Annotated in this window: 23 protein-coding genes and 2 tRNA genes; 15 read left to right on the top strand and 10 right to left on the bottom strand. The window is 71.1% G+C overall.

What is annotated here, in order from left to right; translation table 11 throughout:
• Positions 1 to 5: 5 nt before the first annotated feature.
• The 5 genes from ACGFT1_RS16190 to ACGFT1_RS16170 form a co-directional block, all read right to left on the bottom strand.
• Complete coding sequence (locus ACGFT1_RS16190; RefSeq protein ID WP_373909591.1) at positions 6 to 1361, bottom strand: LLM class flavin-dependent oxidoreductase; 1356 nt, start codon at positions 1359 to 1361, stop codon at positions 6 to 8.
• Positions 1358 to 2092, bottom strand: a complete 735-nt coding sequence (locus ACGFT1_RS16185) for an ABC transporter ATP-binding protein (protein ID WP_373909590.1) — start codon at positions 2090 to 2092, stop codon at positions 1358 to 1360. Before ACGFT1_RS16185 ends, ACGFT1_RS16190 begins: the two co-directional genes overlap by 4 nt.
• Positions 2068 to 2916 carry an ABC transporter permease gene (locus tag ACGFT1_RS16180; protein ID WP_373909589.1) on the bottom strand — a complete coding sequence of 283 codons (849 nt, stop codon included), beginning with the start codon at positions 2914 to 2916 and terminating at the stop codon, positions 2068 to 2070. Before ACGFT1_RS16180 ends, ACGFT1_RS16185 begins: the two co-directional genes overlap by 25 nt.
• Entirely contained in the window at positions 2913 to 3956 is a 1044-nt protein-coding gene (locus ACGFT1_RS16175) for an ABC transporter substrate-binding protein (protein WP_373909588.1), read from the bottom strand. Before ACGFT1_RS16175 ends, ACGFT1_RS16180 begins: the two co-directional genes overlap by 4 nt.
• Before the next feature lie 204 nt (positions 3957 to 4160).
• Positions 4161 to 5360: an ROK family protein gene (locus ACGFT1_RS16170; protein WP_373909587.1), complete on the bottom strand. Its 1200-nt coding sequence runs from the start codon at positions 5358 to 5360 to the stop codon at positions 4161 to 4163.
• 462 nt (positions 5361 to 5822) lie between these two features.
• On the opposite strand from ACGFT1_RS16170, the gene ACGFT1_RS16165 reads away from it, so the two are divergent.
• Positions 5823 to 6404 carry a biotin transporter BioY gene (locus ACGFT1_RS16165; protein WP_373909586.1) on the top strand — a complete coding sequence of 194 codons (582 nt, stop codon included), beginning with the start codon at positions 5823 to 5825 and terminating at the stop codon, positions 6402 to 6404.
• Between the two features lie 76 nt (positions 6405 to 6480).
• Here the strand turns inward: ACGFT1_RS16165 and ACGFT1_RS16160 are convergent, their stop codons facing one another.
• Positions 6481 to 7899: an amino acid permease gene (locus ACGFT1_RS16160; protein WP_373909585.1), complete on the bottom strand. Its 1419-nt coding sequence runs from the start codon at positions 7897 to 7899 to the stop codon at positions 6481 to 6483.
• 214 nt (positions 7900 to 8113) lie between these two features.
• On the opposite strand from ACGFT1_RS16160, the gene ACGFT1_RS16155 reads away from it, so the two are divergent.
• Both ACGFT1_RS16155 and ACGFT1_RS16150 read left to right on the top strand, forming a co-directional pair.
• Entirely contained in the window at positions 8114 to 8602 is a 489-nt protein-coding gene (locus ACGFT1_RS16155) for a ribose-5-phosphate isomerase (protein WP_373909584.1), read from the top strand.
• A 49-nt stretch (positions 8603 to 8651) separates the two neighbouring features.
• A complete protein-coding gene (locus ACGFT1_RS16150) occupies positions 8652 to 9461 on the top strand; it encodes an Fpg/Nei family DNA glycosylase (RefSeq protein WP_373909583.1) in 810 nt (269 codons plus the stop codon).
• A gap of 100 nt (positions 9462 to 9561) precedes the next feature.
• On the opposite strand, the gene ACGFT1_RS16145 is transcribed toward ACGFT1_RS16150, so the two are convergent.
• Positions 9562 to 10803, bottom strand: coding sequence for a GNAT family N-acetyltransferase (locus ACGFT1_RS16145; RefSeq protein ID WP_373909582.1), 1242 nt, complete (start codon positions 10801 to 10803; stop codon positions 9562 to 9564).
• Positions 10804 to 10964: 161 nt separating this feature from the next.
• Between ACGFT1_RS16145 and ACGFT1_RS16140 the strand changes: the two genes are divergently transcribed.
• A complete protein-coding gene (locus ACGFT1_RS16140; protein WP_373909581.1) occupies positions 10965 to 12137 on the top strand; it encodes a PP2C family protein-serine/threonine phosphatase in 1173 nt (390 codons plus the stop codon).
• 55 nt (positions 12138 to 12192) lie between these two features.
• A complete protein-coding gene (locus tag ACGFT1_RS16135; RefSeq protein ID WP_373909580.1) occupies positions 12193 to 12657 on the top strand; it encodes an HD domain-containing protein in 465 nt (154 codons plus the stop codon).
• 94 nt (positions 12658 to 12751) lie between these two features.
• Here ACGFT1_RS16135 and ACGFT1_RS16130 read toward each other — a convergent pair whose 3' ends face one another.
• Entirely contained in the window at positions 12752 to 13930 is a 1179-nt protein-coding gene (locus ACGFT1_RS16130; RefSeq protein WP_373909579.1) for an acyltransferase family protein, read from the bottom strand.
• A gap of 438 nt (positions 13931 to 14368) precedes the next feature.
• Between ACGFT1_RS16130 and ACGFT1_RS16125 the strand changes: the two genes are divergently transcribed.
• Positions 14369 to 14563: a hypothetical protein gene (locus tag ACGFT1_RS16125; RefSeq protein ID WP_373909578.1), complete on the top strand. Its 195-nt coding sequence runs from the start codon at positions 14369 to 14371 to the stop codon at positions 14561 to 14563.
• 388 nt (positions 14564 to 14951) lie between these two features.
• Here the strand turns inward: ACGFT1_RS16125 and ACGFT1_RS16120 are convergent.
• Positions 14952 to 15022 (bottom strand) — tRNA-Gly (locus ACGFT1_RS16120).
• A gap of 161 nt (positions 15023 to 15183) precedes the next feature.
• On the opposite strand from ACGFT1_RS16120, the gene ACGFT1_RS16115 reads away from it, so the two are divergent.
• The 5 genes from ACGFT1_RS16115 (at position 15184) to clpX (ending at position 19970) form a co-directional block, all read left to right on the top strand.
• Positions 15184 to 15260, top strand: a tRNA-Pro gene (locus ACGFT1_RS16115).
• Between the two features lie 181 nt (positions 15261 to 15441).
• Entirely contained in the window at positions 15442 to 16848 is a 1407-nt protein-coding gene (tig, locus tag ACGFT1_RS16110; RefSeq protein WP_373909577.1) for a trigger factor, read from the top strand.
• A 323-nt stretch (positions 16849 to 17171) separates the two neighbouring features.
• The gene (locus tag ACGFT1_RS16105) at positions 17172 to 17777 is read left to right on the top strand and encodes an ATP-dependent Clp protease proteolytic subunit (protein WP_361996904.1); all 606 of its coding nucleotides are present in this window, start codon (positions 17172 to 17174) and stop codon (positions 17775 to 17777) included.
• A 69-nt stretch (positions 17778 to 17846) separates the two neighbouring features.
• On the top strand, positions 17847 to 18512 hold the full coding sequence (locus tag ACGFT1_RS16100) for an ATP-dependent Clp protease proteolytic subunit (protein ID WP_361996756.1): 666 nt from the start codon (positions 17847 to 17849) through the stop codon (positions 18510 to 18512).
• Between the two features lie 171 nt (positions 18513 to 18683).
• The gene (gene clpX / locus ACGFT1_RS16095) at positions 18684 to 19970 is read left to right on the top strand and encodes an ATP-dependent Clp protease ATP-binding subunit ClpX (RefSeq protein ID WP_121788813.1); all 1287 of its coding nucleotides are present in this window, start codon (positions 18684 to 18686) and stop codon (positions 19968 to 19970) included.
• 63 nt (positions 19971 to 20033) lie between these two features.
• Here the strand turns inward: clpX and ACGFT1_RS16090 are convergent, their stop codons facing one another.
• Complete coding sequence (locus tag ACGFT1_RS16090; protein WP_373909576.1) at positions 20034 to 20990, bottom strand: hypothetical protein; 957 nt, start codon at positions 20988 to 20990, stop codon at positions 20034 to 20036.
• Positions 20991 to 21127: 137 nt separating this feature from the next.
• Here ACGFT1_RS16090 and ACGFT1_RS16085 point away from each other — a divergent pair, with 137 nt between their 5' ends.
• The 4 genes from ACGFT1_RS16085 to ndk all read left to right on the top strand — a co-directional run bounded on the left by ACGFT1_RS16085 (position 21128) and on the right by ndk (position 26323).
• Positions 21128 to 23752: a valine--tRNA ligase gene (locus tag ACGFT1_RS16085; protein WP_373909575.1), complete on the top strand. Its 2625-nt coding sequence runs from the start codon at positions 21128 to 21130 to the stop codon at positions 23750 to 23752.
• Between the two features lie 207 nt (positions 23753 to 23959).
• Positions 23960 to 25474: a folylpolyglutamate synthase/dihydrofolate synthase family protein gene (locus ACGFT1_RS16080; RefSeq protein ID WP_373909574.1), complete on the top strand. Its 1515-nt coding sequence runs from the start codon at positions 23960 to 23962 to the stop codon at positions 25472 to 25474.
• A gap of 7 nt (positions 25475 to 25481) precedes the next feature.
• The gene (locus ACGFT1_RS16075) at positions 25482 to 25844 is read left to right on the top strand and encodes a DUF4233 domain-containing protein (RefSeq protein WP_373909573.1); all 363 of its coding nucleotides are present in this window, start codon (positions 25482 to 25484) and stop codon (positions 25842 to 25844) included.
• A 65-nt stretch (positions 25845 to 25909) separates the two neighbouring features.
• On the top strand, positions 25910 to 26323 hold the full coding sequence (gene ndk, locus ACGFT1_RS16070; protein ID WP_373909572.1) for a nucleoside-diphosphate kinase: 414 nt from the start codon (positions 25910 to 25912) through the stop codon (positions 26321 to 26323).
• The last annotated feature ends 114 nt before the right edge of the window (positions 26324 to 26437 follow it).

Genomic DNA, 26437 nt, shown 5'->3' with positions numbered 1-26437 from the left:
TCCTTTCAGACGAGCGCGGGGGCGGGGGAGGAGGCGGGGGTCACGTACTGGTTGGCGGGGCGGGGCAGGCCGTAGCGCTCCCGCAGGGTCTGCCGGGGGCCGTACTCGGTGCGCAGCAGGCCGCGGGCGCGCAGGATCGGCACGACGTGCTCGACGAACGCCTCCAGGCCGGAGGGCAGGACGGCCGGCATGATGTTGAAGCCGTCGGCGGCGCCCTCGGTGAACCAGGTCCCGATCTGGTCGGCGACCTGCTCGGGCGTCCCGGCGAAGGTGAGGTGGCCACGCCCGCCGCCGAGCCGGGCGATCAGCTGCCGGACGGTGAGCCGGTCGCGCCGGGCCAGCTCCACGACGAGCGTGTAGCGGCTCTTGGCTCCCTCGACGGCCGACTCGGGCGGCAGGTCCGCGGGCAGCCGGGCGTCCAGGTCCAGCGTGCCTGGCTCCAGCTGGAGCAGGCTCTCCAGCCGGGCCACCCCGTGGTCGTACACGATGTGGTCCTCGAGGACCTGCTCGTTCGCCCGCGCCTCGGCCTGCGTCGATCCGAGGACGGGGACGATCCCCGGCAGCACCTTCACCCGCTCCGGGTCGCGTCCGGCCCGCCGGGTGAGGGCCTTGAGGTCGCTGTAGAAGGCCTGCGCGTCGGCGAGGGTCTGCTGGGCGGTGAACACGGCCTCCGCGTACCGGGCGGCGAACGCCTTGCCGTCCTGGGAGGAGCCCGCCTGGACCAGGAGCGGATAGCCCTGCGGGCTGCGCGGGACGTTGAGGGCGCCGGCGACGCTGAAGTACGTCCCCCGGTGCCGGGGCGGGTGGATGCGGCTGTCGTCGCCCCACACCCCGGCCGCCTTGTCGGCGACGATCGCGTCGTCCTCCCAGCTGTCCCACAGCTTCAGGGCCACGTCGAGGAACTCGGCGGCCCGCGCGTACCGCTCGGCGTGCGCCGGCTCGTGCTCCAGGCCGAAGTTGCGGGCGGCCTCCGCGCCGGCGGTGGTGACGATGTTCCAGCCGGCCCGGCCGCCGCTGATGATGTCCAGCGAGGCGAACCTGCGGGCCAGGTTGTAGGGGGAGTTGTAGGAGGTGGAGGCGGTGGCGATCAGCCCGATGTGCTGGGTGGCCGTGGCCAGCGCGGTCAGCAGGGTGAGCGGTTCCAGGGCGCCGGCCGGCCGCTGGGCGAGGTTGCTCCACAACTGGGGGCCGTCGGCCAGGAAGAGGGAGTCGAACGTGCCGCGTTCGGCGATCCGCGCCAGGCCGACGTAGTGGGCGAGGTCGACGTGGGCGTACGGGTCGCTCTCCGGCAGCCGCCACGACGCCTCGTGGTGGCCGGTGTTCATCAGGAACGCGTTGAGGTGGAGCTGTCGCGTGGTCACTGGTGGTCCTCCGTGACACCGAGGGCGGCCAGCAGCCGTTCCCGGTACTCGCCCAGCACCGGCTCCCGGTAGGAGCGCGGGTGGGGACGGTCGATGGTCAGGTCGAGGCCGATCCGGCCCTCGTCCAGGACGAGGACCCGGTCGGCGAGCACGATCGCCTCGTCGACGTCGTGGGTGACGAGCAGCACGGAGGGCCGATGGCGCTTCCACAGCTCGCGCAGCAGGTGGTGCATCCGGATCCGGGTCAGCGCGTCCAGGGCGCCGAACGGCTCGTCGGCGAGCAGCAGTTCGGGTTCGCGGACCAGGGAGCGGGCGAGCGCGGCGCGCTGCGCCTCACCCCCGGACAGCTGGCCCGGCCAGGCCCGCTCGCGGCCCTTCAGGCCGACCTCCGCCAGCGCCGCCCGGCCGCGTTCGGCGGCGTCCTTGCCGTCCAGGCCGAGCAGGACGTTGTCCAGCACCCGGCGCCAGGGCAGCAGCCGGGAGTCCTGGAACACCACCGAGACCCGCTCCGGCGCGGTGAGCTGCCCGCTGCCGGTCACCCCGTGGTCCAGGCCGGCCACCGCCCGCAGCAGCGTGGACTTGCCGGAGCCGCTGTGCCCGAGCAGGGCCGTGAACTGGCCGGCGGGCAGGTCGAGGTCGATGCCGTCGAGGACGGTGCGGCCCTCGAACGACCGGGTCAGGCCGCGCAGCTGGACGGCGGGGCGGGTCAGTTGCTCAGTGTGCGGCGCCACGACAGCACCCTCCGTTCGATGAGACGGACCACGCTGTCGGAGACGAGGCCGAAGACGCCGTAGATCAGCAGGCCGACCAGGATGACGTCGGTCTGGCCGTAGTTCTGCGCCTGGAACATCAGGTAGCCGAGCCCGCTGGTGGCGTTGATCTGCTCCAGCACCACCAGGCCCAGCCAGGAGCCGGTCACGCCGAGCCGGAGTCCCACGAAGAACCCGGGCAGCGCGCCGGGGACGACCACCTGGCGGACGAAGGCGAGCCGCGACAGGCCCTGCACCTCGGCGAGTTCGACGAAGCGGCTGTCGATGCCGGACAGCGCGGCGTGCGTGTTGAGGTAGATCGGCACGTAGACGACGATCGCGATGATGGCGATCTTGAACGTCTCCCCGATGCCCAGCCAGAGGATGAACAGCGGGATCAGGCCGAGGGTGGGTATCGCCCGGTTGAGCTGCACGGTGCCGTCGATCAGCGCTTCCCCGGTCCGGCTGAGCCCGGAGGCGAGGGCGAGCAGCACCCCGGCGGTCAGCCCGATCGCGAAGCCGTAGGCGGCCCGTTCCAGGGAGGTCAGCACGTCGGTGGGGAGCGTCCCGTCGGTCCACAGGTGCGCGCCGGTCCGCAGGACGGTCCACGGTGCGGGGATGGCGCCCGGATCGAGCTGCCCGGCGGCCGAGGCGCCGGCCCACAGGGCGAGCACCACCAGCGGTCCGGCCAGCCGGGCGGCGGGCAGCCGGCGGCCGGGGGAGAGACGGCGGCGCCTGCGGACCTGGGGGAGCTCCCCGGCCGCCGCGGCCGGCGGCGCGGTCGTCGTCGTGGTCACGGCGGTCACCTCCGGTACTCCTCGGGTACGGCCCTGGCGGCGATGGACTCGAAGCGGTGGTCGAAGAGGGAGGACACGTCGAACTTCTTCACGAAGCCGCCCTCGGCGAGCAGGTCGGCGGTCTCCTGCTCCCACTTGACGGCCTCGTCCCAGCTGGGCGGGAAGAGCGGCTTGTTGGCGAGGGCGGTGATCGACTTCGCCTGGTCGAGGCTGAGGTTCTGCGTCTTGACGAAGAACTCCTCGTTCCACACGTCCGGGTGCTCGTACTGCCACACCAGGCCCCTGGCCCACTGGGGGATGTAGGCGGCGATCGCGGCGGCCTTCGCCGGGTCGTTCAGCACCGACTGCGGCGCCCACAGCAGGTTGAGCAGGTCGACGACGTCGGTCCTGATGGCCCGGGCGCCCTTGCCCCCGTACTGCTTCAGGTACGCCGGCGCCTGGTTGTTGGCGAGCGGGGCGATGTCGACCTGGCCGGACTGGAGGGCGGTCAGGAACTGGTTGCTGGTCAGCGGGACCAGTGTCACGTCGTCGTACTTCAGGTTCGCCTGCTTCAGCGCCCGCAGCAGCACGACCCCCTGGGCCTGTCCCTGGGAGAAGGCGAGCCGCTTGCCCCGGAAGTCCGCCACCGTGCGGATGCCACTGCCCGGCCTGGTGGCGAAGAGGTAGTTGGGCCTGCGGGTGACGTCGATCGCGACGATCTTGGCGTCGAAGCCCTGGTAGTGCGCCTGGATCGGCGGGATGCCCGCGTTGTTGGCGACGTCCAGGGACCTGGCGCGGAAGGCGTTGATCACATCCGGGCCCGCCCCGATGTTCGCCCAGCTGGACACCGTGAACGGCAGCCGGGGCAGCTTCGCCAGCCGGAACTGCAACTGCTGCACGTTCTGGTACGAGGCGATCTTCAGGCTGGTGCCGGCCGGAACCTTGCGGGCGAGCGGCTTCGTGGCCGCGCCCCGGGTGGCGGCGGTGGCCTCGCCGTCGGCGCAGCCGCTGAGACCCGCCACGGCGGCGGACGCGCCGAGCAGGGAGGTGAGAAAGACACGACGGTGCATGGGAGCACTCCCTGGGAGGGGAAAAAGGAAAGGCAGGAAGAATTCCGGGAGGGCAGGCCGGAAGAAAAGAACTCACGCAACGGAAACACGCGCTTCATGCGCGGCAATGTGTCAGCAACAGAAGGTGCGACAACGCGTGTGCGGGTTCATGACCAGGATGTTCCCGGTCATGGGAGGTCGCTGTCAACATTCCGAGTTTCTGAATTAAATATCCTCAGGTGACGCACCCAGCGGGTCCCGGAACAATAGGTCCAGTGCCACCGAACCGCCCGCCGTCGCCAGCACGTCGTCCGGGAAACTCGTCGGCATGACGTGCGCCGAACGTGCCGTCCCCACCGCCTCCCGCAACGCGTCGAGGCAGCCCTCGACATGCATGACCCCGACCTCGGTCACCACGACCGTCTCCGGGTTCAGCACGTCCAGCAGCAGCCCGGCCGCCCGCCCGGTCGCCCGCGACCGCTCCAGCAGCAGCCGCCGGGCCACCGCGTCCCCGGCCGCCGCGGCGGCCACCACGCGCATCGGATTGGCCGAATCGGTCACCCCGGCCGCCCGCGCCCGGCGGCACAGCGTCCGCTCGCTCAACTCGGCCTGGAGGCAGCCGGTACCGCCGCACGCGCACGGCTCGGTGCCGCCCGGCACCGGCAGATGGGCGATCGTCCCGGCCGCCGAACGGGGCCCGTGGTGCACCTCGTCGTTGGTGGCGAAGGCCGCGTCCACCACGTTGCCCACGAACAGGTGCAGCACGCTGCGGCTGCCCCGGGCCCGCCCGAACAACCGCTCCCCGTTCACCAGCGCCCGCGCGTGGCCGTCCACCTGGACCGGCAGACCCGTGCGGGCGCCGAGCAGCTCCCGCACCGGCACGTCCCGCCAGTCCAGCAGCTCGTGCTCGACCACGGTGCCCGTCTCCCGGTCCACCCAGCCGCCGACCGCCACCCCCACCGCCAGCGCCCGCCGGCCCGGCACCCCGGCGAGCAGCGCCGCGAGCCCCTCGGCGGCCCGCGCCAGCACCCGCCCGGGATCGGTGTGCTCGTGCTTCAGCTCCCGCCGGGCCACCACCCGGCCGCGCAGGTCGAGCAGGGCGACCGTGGTGTACGGCACGGCCACGTGCACCCCGGCGACCAGGAAGCGGGCGTCGTCCAGGTCGAGGGGGACGTGCGGCCGGCCGATCCCGCCCGAGCGGCGGGGCGCGGCCGACTCGCGGAGCAGGCCGAGGCCGGTGAGCCGGGCGCAGTGCTCGGTCACCGACGCGGGCGACAGGCCGGTCAGCCGGGCGATGGTGCTGCGTGCCACCGGGCCGTGCTCCAGGACGGAGCGCAGCACGGCACTGGCGCTGGTGTGCCGCCGGTCGCTGTCGGCGGCGCGCGGAACGGGGGAGACAAGGGGGGATGCCGCGGTACGGGGCATGGAAACCGTCCTCGGGAACGGGGCCGACACGTCACGGAGGACAGGGGCGTGCCGGAGCCCGCCCCTATCCGGGACGGCGACAGGTGGCCGTGCCCTGGCGTCGCAGGTCGACATAGCGACGCGAGGTGAGGTACCGGGCCTGGGCAACCATGCGTGCGAAGCTAGCAAAACGCCTTCGCGCTGCCCAGACGGCGACCGACGGGCGAGACGGGCACGCGGGGGACGGGCACGCGGGGGTCTTTTGGTGGGTCCCTACAGTCGCCGGCCCAGGTGGGGAAGTGAGCGGAGCGTCCCTGCCTCAGTGACCGGTATCACGCCCGCGCAGGTGTCGGCGGCCTCCTTTGTGCGAAGCACACCAAGTCGCCGATCCCCCCTTTGTCGAGCGCAGACGGTGATCGGCGTGCGGGCGCTGGGATAGCGTCGCGGTGTCCCGACATGTCCACACCACCTCGCGGAGTCCCCATGAGCACCGCCACCGCCACCGCCCGCCCCGGCGCAGTCCTCGCCGACCTGCTCCCCGCGTCCCGCGTCCGCGACGCGGCCCTCGTCCTCGGCGGTGCCGCGCTCACCGGCCTCGCGGCCCAGCTGTCGGTCCACGTGCCCGGCTCCCCGGTGCCGGTGACGGGCCAGACCTTCGCCGCGCTGCTGGTCGGCACCACGCTCGGCGCCCGCCGCGGCTTCCTCTCCCTGGCCCTGTACGCGCTCGCCGGTCTGGCCGGCGTGCCGTGGTTCGCGGGCGGTGCCTCCGGCGCCGGCCTGGTCTCCTTCGGCTACGTCCTCGGCATGCTGCTGGCGTCCGCCCTCGTCGGCGCCCTGGCCCGGCGCGGCGCCGACCGCTCCCCGCTGCGCATGGCGGGCGCGATGATCCTCGGCGAGGCCGTCATCTACGCCGTCGGCGTGCCGTACCTGGCCCTGGCCGCGCACCTGTCCGCGTCCCAGGCGGTCGCGGCCGGTCTCACCCCGTTCCTCATCGGCGACGCCCTCAAGGCGGCCCTGGCGATGGGCGCGCTGCCCACGGCCTGGAAGCTCACCGGCGAGCGCTGAGACACCGGATAACGCGGCAGGGCCGCACCACCCGACGTTCGCCGGGGGGTGCGGCCCTGCCGCTCGTGGTGCCGGGTCAGCCGATGGAGACCTTCTCGGCCGGCGCCTCGGCGGCCGCGGGCGCGCGGCGCGCGGCGAGCCGCTCCTTGACCAGGGCGATCACCAGCACCACCGCCGCGACCAGCAGCGACAGCAGTACGGTCTCGCGGCCGTCGTGCTCGGTGTCGAACAGCATGTAGACGAGGACGCCCACGATCAGCGTGGCCGTCGCCCAGGTCAGGTACGGGTACAGCCACATCCGCACGACGAGCTTCTCCGGCGACTCCCGCTGGATGATCTTGCGCATCCGCAGCTGGGAGAAGCAGATGACCAGCCACACGAACAGCGCCACCGCACCGGAGGAGTTGACCAGGAAGAGGAAGATCTTGTCCGGGGACAGGTAGTTGAAGAAGACGGCGACGAAGCCGAACACCACCGACGCGAGGATCGCCGTCATCGGCACGCCCCGGCTGTTGACCCGCGCGAACGCCTTCGGGGCGTCACCCCGCTCGCCGAGCGAGAAGGCCATCCGGGAGGCCGTGTACAGGCCGGAGTTGAGACAGGACAGCACCGAGGTCAGCACGATGACGTTCATGATCTCGCCGGCGTGCGCGATGCCCAGCGAGTTCAGGGCGGCGACGTAGGAGCCGTCCTTCGCGATGGACGCGTCGTTCCACGGCAGCAGCGTGACCACCATGAGGATCGAGCCGAGGTAGAAGACGCCGATCCGCCAGATGATGCTGTTGGTCGACTTGGTGACCGCCCGCTGCGGGTCCTCGGACTCGCCGGCCGCCAGGGTCGCGATCTCGCTGCCCATGAAGGAGAAGACGACCAGCAGGACACCGGTGAGGATCGCGCCGGGGCCGTGCGGCAGGAAACCGCCGTGCGAGGTGAGGTTGCCGAAGGAGGCCTTGTCGGCGTGGACGCCCGGCAGCACGCCGAACACGGCGAGCAGACCGATGACGATGAACGCGCCGATCGCCACGACCTTGATGCCGGCGAACCAGAATTCGAACTCGCCGTAGGAGCCGACGGAGACCAGGTTGGTCGCGGTCAGCACGGTCATCACGATGAGCGCCCAGCCCCACTGCGGGATGTTCGGCACCCACCCTTCGAGGATCTTCGCGCCGGCGGTCGCCTCGACGGCGAGCACGACGCCCCAGAAGAACCAGTACAGCCAGCCGATGGAGAACCCGGCCCAGCGGCCCAGCGCACGGTCGGCGTGCGCGGAGAACGAGCCGGACGTCGGATTGGCGGCGGACATCTCGCCGAGCATGCGCATCACCAGCACGACCAGCGTGCCGACGAGGGCGTAGGACAGGAGGATGCCGGGTCCCGCGGTGGCGATACCGGAACTGGAGCCGACGAAGAGGCCGGCTCCGATGACGCCACCGATCGCGATCATCGTCAGGTGGCGGTTCTTGAGTCCTGCTTGGAGGCCCGAACCAGGGGTCATGGACGGATTTCCTTTGCGCCAGGTGGAGCTGCCCGTACGAGCGGTGTACGAGTCGGTCCAGTGAATCTGAGGCCAACCAATTCGGGAACCTCTGAATCCGGATTGTTACCTGAGGTTTCCTTGAGGTTCTATGGTGTCCCTCACAGTTCCGCGTTCCTTTCGCGCACCGGCACCCGGGGCTGCTGCCCCGCAAGGGGCGTGTCACACTCGTGGCATGCGCGTGTATCTCGGCTCCGACCATGCGGGCTACGAACTCAAGAACCACCTCGTCGAGTGGCTGAAGGCCGCCGGCCACGAGCCCGTCGACTGCGGGCCCCACCTCTACGACGCCCAGGACGACTACCCGCCGTTCTGCCTGCGCGCCGCGGAGCGGGCGGCGGCCGACCCGGACGCCCTCGGTGTAGTGATCGGCGGCTCCGGCAACGGCGAGCAGATCGCCGCGAACAAGGTCAAGGGCGTGCGCGCCGCGCTGGCCTGGAGCGAGGAGACGGCGTCGCTCGGCCGCCAGCACAACGATGCCAACGTGGTGGCCGTCGGCGCGCGCATGCACAGCACCGAGGAGGCGACCAGGTTCGTCGAGGTCTTCCTCGCCACCCCGTTCTCCGGCGACGAGCGCCACATCCGCCGCATCGACATGCTGGCGGCGTACGAGACCACGGGCGACCTCCCGCCGATCCCCGCCCACCACCCGCAGCAGGACTGAACGCTCCCCGGGGGCAGGCGAAACCGCAGGAGGGGAAGGAACGGCGACCGTGCCAGAGGGGCACACGATCCACCGGCTGGCACAGGACTGCGCCGCCCGCTTCCTGGGCACGGCCCCGCGGGTCACCAGCCCCCAGGGCAAGTTCTCCGACGCCGCCGCCCTCCTGGACCGCACCGGGCTGACCGCCACCGAGGCCCACGGAAAGCACCTCTTCCTGGGCTTCCGGGACGCCGACTGGGTCCACATCCACCTCGGCCTCTTCGGCAAGGTCGGCTTCGGTGACGGTCCCGCGCCCCCGCCCGCGGACACCGTCCGGCTCCGGCTCGCGCACGACACGGCCTACCTCGACCTGCGCGGCCCCACCACCTGCGCCCTGATCACGGATGCCGAGAAGCGGGCCGTCCACGACCGGCTCGGCCCCGACCCGCTCCGCGAGGACGCCGATCCCGGCGCCGCGTACCGGCGGATCTCCCGCAGCCGTACGACGATCGCCGCGCTGCTCATGGACCAGAAGGTGGTCGCCGGCGTCGGCAACGTCTACCGCGCCGAGGTCCTCTTCCGGCACGGCACCGACCCCTACCGGGCCGGCCGGGACATCACCCCGGCCGAGTGGGACGCCCTCTGGGCCGACCTGGCCGCGCTGATGCGGGAGGGGGTGCGGAACAACCGGATCGACACCGTCCGTCCGGAGCACACCCCCGAGGCGATGGGCCGCCCGCCCCGTGTGGACGACCACGGCGGCGAGGTGTACGTCTACCGCCGCGCCGGCCTGCCCTGCCACGTCTGCGGCGAGCGGATCCACACCGCCGGCCTCGCCGCCCGCAACCTCTTCTGGTGCCCAGGCTGCCAGCGACGCTGACGTGGGCGCTGCGGCCGGCCGGGGCACCGGTGCCGATGACGCCGGCGGCCGTGCGGCGACCCGGACGCCGCCCCCGAACCGAACACGGGCGCCGGTGCCGTCAGAAGCCGTGCGGCAGCCACGGGGCCACCGCCGAGCCGAACGCCACCGACGCCTCCGCCAGCGCCCCCGGCCGCAGCTCCCGCACCCGCCCGGCCGCCGCCAGCGACAGCAGGCTCACCCCACCGAGGTAGGCCGCGCCCAGCTCCCTCACCGACAGGGCGAGATGGGCCGCGTCGGCCGTCCGCTCGCAGCTCGCGCCCTTCGCGTCACCCGTCAGCCGCCAACGCCCCGCGTTCCACGGGCAGAAGGCGTCCGCCACTTCCAGCACGACATCCACCGGCGCCAGATAGGTGCGCGCCGACAGGGCCTGCCCCACGTCCACCAGCCGCACATAGGCGTCGTCACCCAGCCGCGGCTTGCAGCGGCGGGTGTCGGAGACCAGGTACCGCCAGGCGTCGTCCACCGGCCGCGACCGCACCGACAGCGTCGTCATCAGGTCGATGCCGAACAGGAAGCGCCACAGCGCGGCCTCGGTCACGGGATCGAGCGCGGCCAGGGCCCGCAGGTGCACCGTGCCGTCGGCACCGCTCTCGTTCCAGCCGCTGCGGGTGTGGAAGCGGACGTAACCGCTGGTCCTGCCGTCCCGTTCGGCGACCACGCACCGCAGCGCCGACCCGCCCTCGCGCCCGCTGGCCGGGTCGAGCAGCCCGGCCCGCTCCCAGCCGGGCCGCCGGGCCAGCATGCCCGGCCGCCCCGGCACCAGGGCCGCGTACACGGCCTCGCAGGCGTCCAGGACATCGGCCGGCTCCGCGTACCGCAGCCGCACCTCGTCGGTACCGGCCGGCACGTCCAGCGTCACCCGGCCCGTGTCGATCTCGGCGCCGACCCGGAAGGTCGCCGCGCCGTATCCGAAACGGCCGTAGATGGCCGGCTCCGACGCGGTCAGCACCGCGAGCGGCTCGCCCAGCGCGCGGACGTCGTCCAGCTGGCGGCGCATCATCGAGGTCAGCACCCCGCGCCGGCGGTGGGTGGCCGCCACGCCCACCATCGTCACCCCGGCCGCGGGCACCGCGGCACCGCCCGGCACGGTCATCCGGAAGCTGAACGCCCCCGCCGTGCCGACGACCGCGTCCCCGTCCCAGACGGCGAGGGAGCGGTCGAACTCGGTCACGGACCGGTTCAGCGCCCGCTCCTCGGCCGGCGCCGGCGCCGCACCGAAGGACCGGTACAACGCGTCGTACCACCGGTCCCACTCGTCCTCGCGCAGCACCCTCGGCCCGGTCTCGTGGTCAGTCCCCATGGGCCATGCCTACCAGGGCGGCAGGGGACGGGCCAGCGAATATCCCCTTGGCACACACCGGCACCCGGTAGGCGGCGGGACGGCGAAGCGGAGCCTCGCACGGGGGACAAGTGGGACCTCCCGTGCCAAGCGGCCGGTCCGCTGGATAGGGTCCCGGACTAATGGCAGCAGGACGAGCGCGGCGCGCGAAGGCCGAGACGTTGACGGCCCGGTGGAAGATGCAGTGGCACCGGGCCCGCGTCGGGCTGCGCAGAAGCGCCGTGGACTACTTCCGCGGCGACGGCTCCGACTGGGTCGCCTTCGCCGGACTGCTGCTGACCGTCCCCCTCCTCGCGGCCGTCACCCTGGTCGACTCGGTGTGGTGCTCACCGGCCGGCCTGGTGCTGCCCATCGTCGCGGGCGGCCTGCTGCTGCGCCCGGCCAGCCTGCTCGGCCTGTACGCGGCGGCGGCCACCGCGCTGATCGTGGAGTCGGTGCGGCTCGGCCCGTACACCGAGGGACCCTCCCGGGTCACCCCGGGCATCGTCCTGGTGGTCGCCGCGTGCGGCTTCTTCGGGTTGCTCACCGCGCAGTTCCGCAGCCGGGTCGGCGTGCCCTGGCGACGCGGCGGCACCATGCTGTTCGACCTGCGCGAGCGGATCCGCGTACAGAGCAAGCTGCCCGAACTGCCGCGGGGCTGGCACCACGAGATGGCGCTGCGCCCGGCCGGCGGCCAGTCCTTCTCCGGTGACTTCGTCGTCGCGGCCCGCACGAACGGCGGCCGGACCCTGGAGGTCGTGCTCACCGACGTGTCCGGCAAGGGCATGGACGCCGGCTCGCGCGCCCTGCTGCTGTCCGGCGCCTTCGGCGGCCTCCTCGGCTCCCTGCCCCCGCACGCCTTCCTCCCGGCCGCCAACGGCTACCTCCTGCGCCAGGACTGGGAGGAGGGCTTCGCCACCTCCATCCACCTCGTCCTGGACCTCGACTCCGGGGACTACGAGCTGTACTCCGCCGGCCATCCGCCGGGGCTCCAGCTCAGCGCGGGCAGCGGACGCTGGGAGGAGAAGGCCGCCGAGGGACCGCTGCTCGGTGTGTACGACGGCGCCCAGTTCGACCCCGTGAAGGGCTCGCTGCGGCCCGGAGACGTACTGATGCTGTTCACCGACGGGCTGGTGGAGACCTCCGAACGGGACATCGTGGAGGGCATCGACCGGCTCACCGGCGAGGCCGACCGCTATGTCGCAGGCGGCTTCCACGGCGCCGCCTGGCACCTCATCGAGGCGGTCGCCAAGGACGTCAACGACGACCGGGCGCTACTGCTGATCTGCCACGAGGTCTCGGCGAGCGCCCGCTGAGCCCCCGTCGCCGCCCCGATGCCGCCGCGCGCGGGCCCCGGGGGACACTGGGGCCATGACCCAGCTCACGCCGGCCGAGGTCGAGGCCCTGGCGCGCACCGCCCACCAGGGGCAGACCGACAAGGCGGGGCGGCCGTACGCCGAACACCTCGCGGCCGTCGCCGAGGGCGTACGCGCCCGCGGCGGCGACCCGGAACAGATCGCGGCTGCCTGGCTGCACGACGCCGTGGAGGACGACGCGCTGAGCGAGGAGTGGCTGGCGGACGCCGCACTGTCCCCGCGGACCAAGGCGATCGTGCGCGCCCTCACCAGGCGGCCGGGGGAGCCGCCGGAGGCCTACGCGCGCCGCGTCCTCGCCACGCCGGGCGCGCGGCTGGTGAAGGAGGCCGACCTGGCGCACAACGCCGACCCCCGCCGCCTCGCGGCCCTCGACGGGCCGACCCGCGCCCGGCTCACCGCCAAGTACGCCCGGATGCGCGCCCTCCTCAACCTGGACCCCCGGCCGGAAGCGGAAGGCTGAACGGAGCCGGAAGCGGAGCGACCGGAGCAGCCGGTCACGGAACGGTGAGCGGCACCGGGGACGAAAACCGCCCGGACGCCGACCGTCGCCGGCTTCAGACGCCGACCGTCTCGCGCCGGCCCTGCCGCTCGCGGGCCTGCGCCGCCGCGTCCTGCCGGAACGCCCACTCCATCCTCGGCTCCATGGCGAAGCGGAACACGCGCCGCACGGGCCGGGTGCACAGCACCGTGACGACGGCGCCGGCGAGCAGGGTCACCGTGATCTCACCGAGCGGGTGGTGCAGCCACGGCTGCTCGAACCAGCCGCGGTAGTCGCCGAGTTTCACCAGGAAGCCGTGCAGCAGATAGCCGTAGAGGGTGCCCGCGCCGAGCGTGGTGAACCACGTCGTCCGGCTCGGCACCCACGCGAAGAAGCAGGCCGTCAGCACGAGCGAGCAGCCCATCAGAGCGAGCGTCATCACCGGGCCGCACCACCAGGGGGCGCCCAGCTCCTGCGCGGCGTCACGGTGGTAGAACCAGGCGGTGTTCATCCGCGGCACCGCCCACCAGCCGACCGCCAGCGCCGCCGCGAACACCGGCACCGAGGCGATCCGCACCCAGCGGCGGCGCACCAGGTGGAAGTGCTCGGGCCTCATGCACAGGCCGAGCACGAAGTAGGGCAGGAACTGCAGGACGCGCTGGAGGTCGAGGTCGTCGCCGATGGCCGGGGAGACGGTGGCCAGCATGGCGAGGCCGAGGGCCAGCGGCAGCGGCCAGCGCACCAGTTTCCAGACGGGCGTGGTCAGCCGCCAGACGAACAGGGCGACCAGGAACCAGGTGAGGTACCAGGGGTCGAGGAGGGTGATCTCCTCGTGGGAGCCTGTGACGAGGTTCTTGAAGAGCGGGTACGCCGACTCGAACAGGACGTACGGCACGACGACCCCGGTGATCAGCCGCTTGAGCCGGTCGGGGCGCATGTCGAAACTGCGGGAGAAGAAGCCCGAGATGATGATGAACGCCGGCATGTGGAACGAGTACACGACGGTGTAGACGCCCTCCAGGATCCGGCTGTCGCCCTTCAGCGGCTCCCAGGCGTGCCCCATCGCGACCAGCACGATGGCCAGGTACTTGGCGTTGTCGAAGAACGCGTCCCGCTGCCGGCCGGGTCTGTCCGCCCGCGTCCGCCGCTCCTGCGCGCTCACCGGGGTACGCGGGCCGGGCACTCCGTCCGCCGGCGGCTGTGCCGGGGGGAGTGGCCTGCGGTTCTGGCCGTGGGACGAGGCGGCGTCAAACATCTCAGGCACCCTAGCGTCGTCTGCGGCATTCCGTAAAACGCCCGCAGTCATTCCTGGTTATCGTCCCCGGGTACCCACTGATTGGCGGAACGTGCCACCCCGGTCCATGTGTTGGTGCGCCTGTGGATGCCGACTGTTCACCCGTGATGTCCCGATTCATGCCGACTAATTGGGGCATACGCGGCCCCGGTGTCCCCAATTCGAATTACCTGCGCACAGGATGTGTGGACACGGAAACGAAGTCGGCAAATTCCGCCGGGAGTCGTGTGCCGGGCCCGCTCGAATTGCAGTGCGGGGCGTCGCCCGCGGCGGTCCGCCGCCCGACGTCTCGTCACACGCCGCATAAGAAGGCCGGGTTGGTGGCACGATGGTCCTGGCGGGGGTGCGTGGCCGTACCTCCGGGCCGGGAGAGCGGACCGACCGAGGGTGGGATCAGTTGTGGCCATTTCACTGTCCGTGGTGCTGCTGTTGGCGATCATCCTCGTGGTGCTGATCCGAGGAGGGAACATCAAGGCCGGCCCCGCCGTCGTCGCGATCCTCTTCGGCTTCTTCCTTGCCTCGACCGGCATGGCGCCGTCCATCACCCGCTTCATGAACTCGATAGCGGAGTCGATCAACTCGATCAGATTCTGACCAGCCGGGTCCCAAGCGGCGCGCGGCCCGAAGGAAGTGATCAGGGTTGGGCGGAGGATCCACCTCGGCCCGGCCCTGAGCCGTCCGCCACTGCGCCGGCGTCACCAGGACTCGGCCTCCAGGAACAGCGAGGCCACCTCAGCGAAGAACCACACGCAGAACGCCAGGCACGCCAGCCACAGCCCCCACAGGACCCAGCGGGTCTCTCGTCGTATGCGCATGAGCGGATCATGCCCCTTCGCGCTCCCGGCCCCGACTCGGCCGACCCGCTCGACACAGGGCGGAAGCGACGGGGCACGCGGGGGGCACGGCGGGCCGGACGCCGGCCGCGGAGACGACTGGGGCCAGGCGGAGGAATGATCCTCCGGCCTGGCCCTGAGTCATGAAGAGCGGGCGACGGGAATCGAACCCGCGTAGCTAGTTTGGAAGACTAGGGCTCTACCATTGAGCTACGCCCGCAGTGCCGCGCCGCAGGTCGGTGACCTCGGCACTGGAGGCATCGTAGCGGGTCGCCCGCCGCCGAGGCCAACGAGTTGCGCACCCGGGGTGGCGCGTCCCCCGTCCAGGAGAATTCGGCCGCCGGGAAGGGGCCGGGCATGTACCCTACGTGTCGCACCAGACGGGGTGTGGCGCAGCTTGGTAGCGCGTCCGCTTTGGGAGCGGAAGGCCGTGGGTTCAAATCCCGCCACCCCGACCATCAGGCTGTGACGTCGTGATGCCCGCCTTTTGGGGGCGCTGACCGGCTGCGGTTACTATGCAAGCTGCGCGCCCGTGTGTCCCGGCCCACTCGGCCTACGAACTCCTCCGGGCGGCTAGATCCGCCGGGACCAGTCTGGCTCCGGCAGAAACCAAGAAGTCAGCCACAAGGAGACCGAACCGTGAAGAGCGCCGTGGAGACCCTGAACCCGACTCGGGTTCGGCTCACTGTCGAGGTGCCCTTCGAGGAGCTCAAGGACAGCCTCGACGCGGCGTACAAGAAGATCAACCAGCAGGTCACGGTGAAGGGCTTCCGCAAGGGCAAGATCCCGGCCCGCGTGATCGACCAGCGGTTCGGCCGCGGTGCGGTGCTGGAGGAAGCCGTCAACGACGCGCTGCCCAAGTTCTACACCGAGGCGGTCAACGACGCCGACCTGAACCCCCTGGGCCAGCCCGAGGTCGACATCACCGAGCTGAAGGACGGCGAGACGCTGAACTTCACCGCCGAGGTCGACATCCGCCCGGCCCTGGAGATCCCGGACTATTCCGGTATCGAGGTCGAGGTCGACGCCGTCGAGGTCACCGACGAGGACATCGAGAAGTCGGTCGAGCAGCTGCGCGAGCGCTTCGCCTCGACCTCCCCGGTCGAGCGTGCCGCCGAGGAGGGTGACGTCGTCACCATCGACCTGGAGGCCAAGGTCGACGGCGAGGTCCTCGAGGACGGCATCGCCAACGGCGTCTCCTACACGATCGGCTCCGGTGAGCTGCTGGACGGTATCGACGACGCCGTGAAGGGCCTGGAGGCCGGTGGCGAGGCCACCTTCACCTCCGAGCTGAAGGGTGGCTCCGCCGCGGGCAAGGAGGCCGAGGTCACCGTCAAGGTCACCCAGGTCGCCGCCCGCGAACTGCCCGAGCTGGACGACGAGTTCGCGCAGCTCGCCTCGGAGTTCGACACCCTGGAGGAGCTGAGGGCCGACAGCCGCAAGCGCCTCGCGAACATGAAGCAGTTCGACCAGGCCACGCAGGCCCAGGAGCGCGTGCTGGAGAAGCTGCTGGAGCTGGTGGAGGTCCCGGTTCCCGAGAAGCTCCTCGAGGACGAGATCAACACCCGCAAGCACAACCTGGAGCACCACCAGCTCGGCCAGATGGGCCTGACCCTCGACAAGTACCTGGAGATCCAGGGCAAGACCGCCGAGGAGTTCGAGACCGAGACCCGCGAGGCCGCGGTCAAGGGCATCAAGACCCAGTTCGTCCTGGACGAGCTGGTCAAGAAGGAGCAGCTCAACGTCAACCAGGAGGAGCTCACCGAGCACCTCATGCGGCGTGCGGCCTCCTCCGGCATGTCCCCCGACCAGTTCGCCCAGGCCGTCGTCGAGGGTGGCCAGGTGCCGCTCCTCGTCGGCGAGGTCGCCCGCGGCAAGGCCCTGGCCGTCGTGGTCGAGTCCGCCACGGTGAAGGACACCAACGGCGAGGTCGTCGACCTGGACGACGAGGAGGAGACCGAGGAGGCGCCGGCCGAGGCCGCCGCCACCGAGGCCGCCACCGAGGAGAAGGCCGACGAGAAGACCGAGGAGGGCACCGAGGGCTGAGTCCCGCGGCGCCTGTGACGCACGCACGACGGGCCCCGGGGAGCTTCCCCGGGGCCCGTCGGCGTACCGGGACGGCCGCCCGGCCCGTGCGCCGCGGCGACGGCCGCGCCACGCCCGGGAACCGCACCGGTGCCCGGGTGGAGCCTCTACGCCCCCGGCGAACACCCCCTTCTCCGGGATTCCCCGGGGGGACCTGAGCGTTAGGGTCCATGAATACGGGGGCAGGGGAGTCTCCTGAAGCCCCCCGCCAAGCCTCCGGCAGGACGACGTGAGACGGCCCGGCGCCGTCGTTAAGACGAGCAGGTGGATACGTGACGAATCTGATGCCCTCCGCCGCCGGCGAGCCTTCCTTCGGTGGTGGCCTCGGCGACCAGGTCTACAACCGGCTGCTCGGCGAGCGGATCATCTTCCTCGGCCAGCAGGTCGACGACGACATCGCCAACAAGATCACCGCACAGCTGCTGCTCCTGGCCGCCGACCCGGAGAAGGACGTCTACCTCTACATCAACAGCCCCGGTGGCTCGGTGACGGCCGGCATGGCGATCTACGACACCATGCAGTACATCCCGAACGACGTGGTGACGATCGCCATGGGCATGGCGGCCTCGATGGGCCAGTTCCTGCTCACCGGCGGCGCCGCGGGCAAGCGCTTCGCACTGCCCCACGCCGACATCATGATGCACCAGGGCTCCGCCGGCCTCGGCGGTACGGTCTCCGACATCAAGATCCAGGCCGAGTACCTGCTGCGCACCAAGAGGCGCATGGCCGAGCTGACCGCGCGGCACTCGGGTCAGTCGGTCGAGGCGATCATCCGCGACGGCGACCGCGACCGCTGGTTCACCCCGGAAGAAGCCAAGGAGTACGGTCTCATCGACGAGATCATCACGCACGCCTCGGGTGTTCCGGGAGGCGGCGGCACCGGTGCCTGACCGGCCCGGCCACGCCACGCACCGCCTAGACCCCAGCCCCCAGAACGCCACCAGGACGGTGAACACCCCATGAGCAACTTCCCCGGCGCCGCCAACGGCATGTACGAAGGGCCCCGCCCGGACAACCGCTACGTCATCCCGCGCTTCGTCGAGCGCACCTCCCAGGGCATCCGCGAGTACGACCCGTACGCGAAGCTCTTCGAGGAGCGCGTGATCTTCCTGGGCGTCCAGATCGACGACGCCTCGGCCAACGACGTCATGGCGCAGCTGCTGTGCCTGGAGTCGATGGACCCGGACCGGGACATCTCCATCTACATCAACAGCCCCGGCGGCGACATGACCGCCCTCACGGCGATCTACGACACGATGCAGTTCGTGAAGCCGGACATCCAGACGGTCTGCATGGGCCAGGCGGCGTCCGCCGCGGCCATCCTGCTGGCCGCCGGTACGCCCGGCAAGCGCATGGCGCTGCCGAACTCCCGCGTGCTGATCCACCAGCCGGCCGGCTCCACCGGCCGCGGCCAGCTCTCCGACCTGGAGATCATCGCCAACGAGTTCACCCGGATGCGTGAGCAGCTGGAGGACATGCTGGCCAAGCACACCAGCCGGCCGATCGAGAAGATCCGCGAGGACATCGAGCGCGACAAGATCCTCACGGCCGAGGAGGCGCTGGAGTACGGCCTCGTCGACCAGATCATCTCCACCCGCAAGCTGAACAACAGCGCCGTCCGCTGAGGCGGAACGCGGCACTCTGAGTCCCTCTTGGCACGGTGCACGTCAAAGTGAACCCTGCCAAGGGGGGCCCGAACACCCGGCCCGGCAAGGTACCGTCGGACATAAGGCAGCACCAGGAGTCGCTGGACTCGTAAGCGTCCAGGCGGCTCCCAGGCGAAGGGGAAGCACACCGTGGCACGCATCGGTGACGGCGGCGATCTGCTCAAGTGCTCGTTCTGCGGCAAGAGCCAGAAGCAGGTCAAGAAGCTCATCGCAGGGCCCGGTGTGTACATCTGCGACGAGTGCATCGATCTCTGTAACGAGATCATCGAGGAGGAACTCGCCGAGACCAGCGAGGTGCGCTGGGAGGAGCTGCCCAAGCCCCGCGAGATCTACGAGTTCCTCGAGGGCTACGTGGTCGGCCAGGAGGCCGCCAAGAAAGCCCTCTCCGTCGCGGTGTACAACCACTACAAGCGGGTCCAGGCGGGCGAGAACGGCGGCGGGAGCGGCCGGGACGACGCCATCGAGCTGGCGAAGTCCAACATCCTCCTGCTGGGCCCCACGGGTTCCGGCAAGACCCTCCTCGCGCAGACCCTGGCCCGCATGCTGAACGTCCCCTTCGCGATCGCCGACGCGACGGCGCTGACCGAGGCGGGCTACGTCGGCGAGGACGTCGAGAACATCCTGCTGAAGCTGATCCAGGCGGCGGACTACGACGTCAAGAAGGCCGAGACCGGGATCATCTACATCGACGAGATCGACAAGGTCGCCCGCAAGAGCGAGAACCCGTCGATCACCCGGGACGTCTCCGGCGAGGGTGTGCAGCAGGCCCTGCTGAAGATCCTGGAGGGCACCACGGCCTCCGTCCCGCCGCAGGGCGGCCGCAAGCATCCCCATCAGGAGTTCATCCAGATCGACACGACGAACGTCCTGTTCATCGTGGGCGGCGCCTTCGCGGGCCTGGAGAAGATCATCGAGTCCCGGGCCGGCGCGAAGGGCATCGGTTTCGGCGCGACGATCCTGTCCAAGCGCGAGCTGGAGGCGAAGGACGTCTTCGAGGACATCATGCCGGAGGACCTGGTCAAGTTCGGCATGATCCCCGAGTTCATCGGCCGCCTCCCCGTGATCACCAGCGTCCACAACCTGGACCGCGAGGCGCTGCTGAAGATCCTGGTGGAGCCCCGCAACGCGCTCGTCAAGCAGTACCAGCGCCTCTTCGAACTCGACGGCGTGGAGCTGGACTTCGAGCGTGAGGCGCTGGAGGCCATCGCCGACCAGGCCATCCTCCGCCAGACCGGCGCCCGCGGCCTGCGCGCCATCATGGAGGAAGTTCTCCAGGGCGTGATGTACGAGGTCCCGTCCCGCAAGGACGTCGCCCGCGTCGTCATCACCGCCGACGTGGTCCTCTCCAACGTCAACCCGACCCTCATCCCGCGCGACGCCCGGGGCCGGGGTCCGGGGGAGCAGAAGACGGCGTAGCCGCCGACACGCGAAGGGGCCCCGACCGACGGTCGGGGCCCCTTCGCGTGTCCTGCGACGGCGTCAGGCCTTGACGCGGACCTCGCTGCGGAACTTGGCCGTCAGCTCGGCGTCGGCCGCGGGGTCGCTGCTCCGGCCGGACGCGAGGGTGGCGATGTCCATCGGCATGACCATGCCGAGCGTGCTCTTGTCGCCCCAGATGCAGAAACCGAACGTGATCTCCTTGGGGCCGCCCGAGGAGCTGCTGGGGTTCTGGCTCTTGATCTGCTGGCACTTCAGGACGGCGCCCTTCGCCGAGGCCGGCTTGTACTCCTTCGGCTCGCCCACCAGACCGACGTCCTTCCCGCCGTCCTTGGTGCTCTCCTTCTTCATGTACGCGAACATCGCGTCGACGGCCTTCTCGGGGTCGTCGATCGAGCCGTACACGCCACCGAACTTGATCTGCTTCTTGCTCAGCGGGTTGTCCGCGTCGCCGGACTCGTACTCGGCGGAGACGTCCTTGGGGTCGTGCACGCCCCACGTCTCGGCGTCCTTGAGGTCGCTCGACGTCATGCTGTCCGACTCGCTCTTGGACTTCTTGTACTCGCTGAGCACCGTCGGCGGGGTCGTCAGCTTGTGCGGGCCGTCGTCCGTTATGCCGCCGCCGCTGCCGCTCAGCACGAGGTACGCGCCCACCGCCACGGCCGCCACCACGGCCACCGCGCCGACGATCAGGCCCGTCTTCTTCTTGCCGCCGCCCTGCTGCGGGACCTGCGGCACGGGGTACGTCGGCTGCTGGCCGTAGGGGGCCTGCTGGCCGTAGGCGCCGGGCTGCGGGGCGGGCGCGCCCTGCTGCGGGTAGCCGTAGCCGGGCTGCGGGGCCGGAGGGGCCTGCTGGGGATAGCCGTAGCCGGGCTGCGGAGCCTGCGGCTGCTGGCCGTAGGGGCTCTGCTGGCCGTACGGCCCAGGCTGCCCCGGCTGGCCGTACGGGCCCGGCTGCTGAGGCGGCTGGCCGTACGGGCCCGGCTGGTTGTTGCTCATTGCTGGGGTCCCCTCCAGAAGCTTATGTGTTCACGACATCCTGACCCAGGCCCCGAAAACGCACGGCACCGGGGGCCGCACCGTTACAGAACAAACCCGTTTCGGGACGGCACCGTGACACCCCTAAACTGAGCCCCGTGACCGAGAACGCTCAGCAGCAGCCACCCGCGCCCGACTCCGAACTGCCGACCCAGTACGCGCCGGCCGATGTAGAGGGGCCGCTGTACGAGCGCTGGGTGGAGCGGGGTTACTTCGAGGCCGACGCGAAGAGCGACAAGCCGCCGTACACCATCGTCATCCCGCCGCCGAACGTCACGGGCTCGCTCCACCTGGGCCACGCCTTCCAGCACACGCTGATGGACGCGCTCACCCGCCGCAGGCGCATGCAGGGCTACGAAGCGCTGTGGCTGCCCGGCATGGACCACGCCGGCATCGCCACCCAGAACAAGGTCGAGCAGCAGCTCGCCGAGGAGGGCAAGTCCCGCCAGGACCTGGGCCGCGAGGAGTTCGTCGCGCGCGTCTGGCAGTGGAAGGAGGAGTACGGCGGCAAGATCCTCGGGCAGATGCGCCGCCTCGGCGACGGCGTCGACTGGTCGCGCGAGCGCTTCACCATGGACGAGGGCCTGTCCCAGGCCGTCCAGACCATCTTCAAGCGGCTCTACGACGACGAGCTGATCTACCGCGCCGAGCGCATCATCAACTGGTGCCCGCGCTGTCTGACGGCCATCTCGGACATCGAGGTGGAGTACCAGGAGGACGACGGCGAGCTGGTCTCCATCACGTACGGCGAGGGCGACGAGACGCTCGTCGTCGCCACCACCCGCGCCGAGACGATGCTCGGTGACACGGCCGTCGCCGTCCACCCCGACGACGAGCGGTACAAGCACCTGGTCGGCAAGCGCATCAAGCTGCCGCTGACCGACCGCTCGATCCCCGTGGTCGCCGACACCCACGTCGACCCCGAGTTCGGCACCGGCGCCGTCAAGGTGACCCCGGCCCACGACCCCAACGACTTCGCGATCGGCCAGCGCCACGGCCTGGAGTCGATCACGGTCATGGACGAGCGGGCGGTCATCACCGCGCACGGCCCCTTCCAGGGACTGGACCGCTTCGAGGCCCGCTCCGCGATCGTGGCCGCGCTGCGTTCGCAGGGCCGGATCGTCGCCGAGAAGCGGCCCTACGTCCACAGCGTCGGCCACTGCTCGCGGTGCAGCACCACCATCGAGCCGCGCCTGTCCATGCAGTGGTGGGTCAAGGTCGGCCCGCTGGCCAAGGCCGCCGGTGACGCGGTCCGCGACGGCCGGGTGAGCATCCACCCCGAGGAGATGTCGAAGCGGTACTTCGACTGGGTCGACAACATGCACGACTGGTGCATCTCGCGCCAGCTGTGGTGGGGCCACCGGATCCCGGTCTGGTACGGCCCGGACGGCGAGGTCGTCTGCGTCGGCCCCGACGACGAGCCGCCCACCGGTGAGGGCTGGCACCAGGACACCGACGTCCTCGACACCTGGTTCTCCTCCGGCCTGTGGCCGTTCTCCACGCTCGGCTGGCCCGGACAGACCGACGACCTGCGGAAGTTCTATCCGACGGACGTCCTGCTCACCGGCCACGACATCATCTTCTTCTGGGTCGCGAGGATGATGATGTTCGGCCTCTACGCCATGGACGGCGAGGCCCCGTTCAAGACCATCGCCCTGACCGGCCTGGTCCGCGACGAGCGCGGCAAGAAGATGTCCAAGTCGTTCGGCAACGTCGTGGACCCGCTGGACTGGATGGACAAGTACGGCTCCGACGCCGTCCGCTTCACCCTGGCCCGCGGCGCCAACCCCGGCACCGACGTCCCGATCGGCGAGGACTGGGTCCAGGCGGCGAGGAACTTCGCCAACAAGATCTGGAACGCCACCCGCTTCGCGCTGATGAACGGCGCGACGGTCCAGGGCCCGCTGCCGGATGCCGGCCGGATGTCCGCCACCGACCGGTGGATCCTGTCCCGGCTGAACGAGACCGTCGCCGAAGTCGACGCCTTCTACGAGGACTTTCAGTTCGCGAAGCTCAGCGACGCGTTGTACCACTTCGCCTGGGACGAGGTCTTCGACTGGTACGTCGAGCTGTCCAAGACGGTCTTCCAGGCGGGCGGCGAGCCGGCCGAGGTCAGCAAGCGCGTCCTGGGCGAGGTCCTGGACGTCACGCTCAGGCTGCTGCACCCGGTGGTCCCGTTCGTCACCGACACCCTGTGGACCACCCTCACCGGCGGTGAGTCGGTCGTGATCGCCGAGTGGCCCACGGACTCGGGCTTCCGGGACCGGGCCGCCGAGCGGGAGATCGAGACGCTCCAGTCCGTCATCACCGAGGTCCGCCGCTTCCGCGCCGACCAGGGCCTCCAGCCCGGTCAGCGGGTCCCGGCCCGGCTGGCGCTCGACGGTACGGCCCTCGCCCCGCACGAGGCCGCCATCCGCCAGCTGCTCCGCCTCCAGCCGGAGGGTGACGCCTTCACGGCCACGGCGACGCTTCCGGTCGCCGGCGCCGAGGTCGCCCTCGACCTGTCCGGCACGATCGACGTCGCCGCGGAGCGCAAGCGCCTCGCCAAGGACCTGGCCGCCGCCGAGAAGGAGATGGCCCAGGCGAACGCCAAGCTCGGCAACGAGGCGTTCCTCGCCAAGGCCCCGGAGAACGTGGTGGACAAGATCCGCGGCCGCCTGGCCAAGGCGGAGGAGGACATCGCCCGCCTCCGGTCCCAGCTGGACAGGCTGCCGCAGGCGTAGGCGCCGTACGCCGTGGAAGGCTCCCGCAGCCGCGAGGCTCCGGGAGCCTTCGCGTGCCCCGGGCCGGGAGCCGCCCGCGGGCCGCGCGGATCCCCCGACGGGCCGCGGGGACCGCTGGGCCGGCCACGACGGACCCGCGGCCGGCTCACGGGACGAGCCACCCCTACCGGCGCCCCGAAGTCCCCGCCCGCTCCGTAGACTGGCCCCGTGAGCGACCACCCCGGCACCAGTGACACCCCCGACCCCCTCGACGCCTTCGAGGAGCTGATCGCGGAAGAGACCGACCGCGACCCCGACCTCGCGGTGATCGAGGCCGGCAGCCGCACCCTGCGCACCCAGGGCGGCTTCCCGCAGGCCGACGTACCCGGGCGCCCGGAGGACCCGGAGGTCGACAAGGCGCTGCGCGAGGTCGAGACGGAGCTGGCCACCCGCTGGGGCGAGACCAAGCTGGAGCCCTCGGTCGCCAGGATCGCCGCGCTGATGGACGTGCTGGGGGAGCCGCAGCGTGCGTACCCCTCGATCCACATCACGGGCACCAACGGCAAGACCTCCACCGCCCGCATGATCGAGGCCCTGCTCGGCGCCTTCGAGCTGCGCACCGGCCGCTACACCAGCCCGCACGTGCAGTCGGTCACCGAGCGGATCAGCCTGGACGGCGCCCCGGTCTCCGCCGAGCGGTTCGTGGAGACGTACCAAGACATCAGGCCCTACGTGGAGATGGTCGACTCCGCCCAGGAGTACCGGCTGTCCTTCTTCGAGGTCCTGACCGGTATGGCGTACGCCGCCTTCGCCGACGCGCCCGTCGACGTCGCCGTGGTCGAGGTCGGCATGGGCGGCTCCTGGGACGCGACGAACGTGATCGACGGCGACGTCGCCGTCATCACCCCGATCGACCTGGACCACACCGACCGCCTCGGCGGGACGACCGCGGAGATCGCCGCCGAGAAGAGCGGCATCGTCAAGCAGGGCGCGACCGTCATCCTGGCCCAGCAGCCGGTGGACGCGGCGCAGGTGCTGCTGAAGAAGGCCGTCGAGGTGGACGCCACGGTCGCCCGTGAGGGGCTGGAGTTCGGGATCGTCGCCCGGCAGGTCGCCGTCGGCGGGCAGCTTGTCACGCTGCGCGGCCTCGGCGGCGAGTATCCCGAGGTGTACCTCCCGCTGCACGGTGCCCACCAGGCGCACAACGCGTCCGTCGCGCTCGCGGCCGTCGAGGCGTTCTTCGGCGTCGGCGCGCAGCGCGCCGAGCCGCTGGACATCGACACCGTGCGCAAGGCCTTCGCCGCGGTGTCCTCGCCGGGCCGTCTGGAGGTCGTACGGCGCTCCCCGACGGTCGTGCTGGACGCCGCGCACAACCCGGCGGGCGCCGAGGCCGCCGCGGAGGCGGTGCGGGAGGCGTTCGACTTCAGCCGGCTGATCGGGGTCGTCGGTGCGAGCGGCGACAAGAACGTGCGGGGGGTGCTGGAGGCCTTCGAGCCGATCTTCGCCGAGGTCGTCGTCACGCAGAACTCCAGCCACCGGGCCATGGACGCGGACGAGCTGGCCGCGATCGCCGTCGAGGTGTTCGGCGACGAGCGGGTCCAGGTCGAGCCGCGGCTGCCGGACGCCCTGGAGGCCGCGATCACGCTGGCCGAGGAGGAGGGCGAGTTCTCCGGCGGCGGTGTGCTGGTCACCGGTTCCGTCATCACGGTCGGCGAGGCCCGGCTGCTGCTGGGAAAGGGCTGAGGATCCCGTGCGTACGCTCTGTGCATCGACGCTGATCGGCGAGTTCTTCATCATCGGCTTCGCCGGGCTCGTCGCCATGAAGGACCCGGACCTGTCCATGACGACGGTGTGGCTGGTCAGCGGCATCGCCATGGTGCTGTGTGTGCTGCTGTGCGGCATGGTCACCCGGCCCGGCGGAGTGGCCCTCGGCTGGGCCCTGCAGATCGCCCTGATCGCCTCAGGCGTCTTCGTCCCGACCATGTATTTCATGGGCGTGGTCTTCGCGGCCCTGTGGTGGGCATCGGTGCATTTCGGCAGAAAGGTGGACGAGGCGAAGGCCCGTTTCGCGGCGGGGGCCGAGTCCGCATCCCCCCCGGCTGACGCTGCGTGACGGGCGGGCGGACACGCCCTGTAACCTCGTCCCACCGCACCCGTCCGCCGCGTAAGGAGCCCTTCGTGAGCCAGCGCACCCTTGTCCTCCTCAAGCCCGACGCCGTCCGTCGAGGCCTGACCGGCGAGATCATCAGCCGTATCGAGCGCAAGGCCGGCTGGCAGATCACCGCGCTGGAGCTGCGCACCCTGGACCAGGACACGCTGGAGCAGCACTACGGCGAGCACAAGGGCAAGCCGTTCTACGAGCCGCTGGTGGAGTTCATGTCCTCCGGCCCGGTCGTCGCGCTGATCGTCGAGGGCGAGCGGGTCATCGAGGGCGTGCGGCAGCTGGCCGGGCCCACCGACCCGATCGCCGCCGTGCCCGGTTCGATCCGCGGCGACTTCGGCGTGATCGTCCGCGAGAACCTGATCCACGCCTCCGACTCCGAGGAGTCCGCCGAGCGCGAGGTGAAGATCTTCTTCCCGAGCCGCGCGTAACACCCGCGGGCCGGGTACCGGCGATCGAGGGAACGCACGTCCCCGAACGCCCCTCTCCACAAGCGAGGCGGCACGCCATCTGGTGACAATGGCGGAGACCCTCGCGCAGTGTTC

This window comes from Streptomyces sp. Y20, from assembly GCF_043195475.1.
GTDB lineage: Bacteria > Actinomycetota > Actinomycetes > Streptomycetales > Streptomycetaceae > Streptomyces.
Note: the sequence above shows the minus strand (reverse complement) of the source record. Positions and strands in the feature narration are given on the sequence as shown.

Coding starts and splice junctions, on each gene's coding strand:
- ACGFT1_RS16175 (WP_373909588.1), bottom strand. CDS start 3,956: ATGCACCGTCGTGTCTTTCTCACCTCCCTGCTCGGCGCGTCCGCCGCC.
- ACGFT1_RS16170 (WP_373909587.1), bottom strand. CDS start 5,360: ATGCCCCGTACCGCGGCATCCCCCCTTGTCTCCCCCGTTCCGCGCGCC.
- ACGFT1_RS16165 (WP_373909586.1), top strand. CDS start 5,823: ATGAGCACCGCCACCGCCACCGCCCGCCCCGGCGCAGTCCTCGCCGAC.
- ACGFT1_RS16160 (WP_373909585.1), bottom strand. CDS start 7,899: ATGACCCCTGGTTCGGGCCTCCAAGCAGGACTCAAGAACCGCCACCTG.
- ACGFT1_RS16155 (WP_373909584.1), top strand. CDS start 8,114: ATGCGCGTGTATCTCGGCTCCGACCATGCGGGCTACGAACTCAAGAAC.
- ACGFT1_RS16145 (WP_373909582.1), bottom strand. CDS start 10,803: ATGGGGACTGACCACGAGACCGGGCCGAGGGTGCTGCGCGAGGACGAG.
- ACGFT1_RS16140 (WP_373909581.1), top strand. CDS start 10,965: ATGGCAGCAGGACGAGCGCGGCGCGCGAAGGCCGAGACGTTGACGGCC.
- ACGFT1_RS16135 (WP_373909580.1), top strand. CDS start 12,193: ATGACCCAGCTCACGCCGGCCGAGGTCGAGGCCCTGGCGCGCACCGCC.
- ACGFT1_RS16130 (WP_373909579.1), bottom strand. CDS start 13,930: ATGTTTGACGCCGCCTCGTCCCACGGCCAGAACCGCAGGCCACTCCCC.
- ACGFT1_RS16105 (WP_361996904.1), top strand. CDS start 17,172: ATGCCCTCCGCCGCCGGCGAGCCTTCCTTCGGTGGTGGCCTCGGCGAC.
- ACGFT1_RS16100 (WP_361996756.1), top strand. CDS start 17,847: ATGAGCAACTTCCCCGGCGCCGCCAACGGCATGTACGAAGGGCCCCGC.
- ACGFT1_RS16090 (WP_373909576.1), bottom strand. CDS start 20,990: ATGAGCAACAACCAGCCGGGCCCGTACGGCCAGCCGCCTCAGCAGCCG.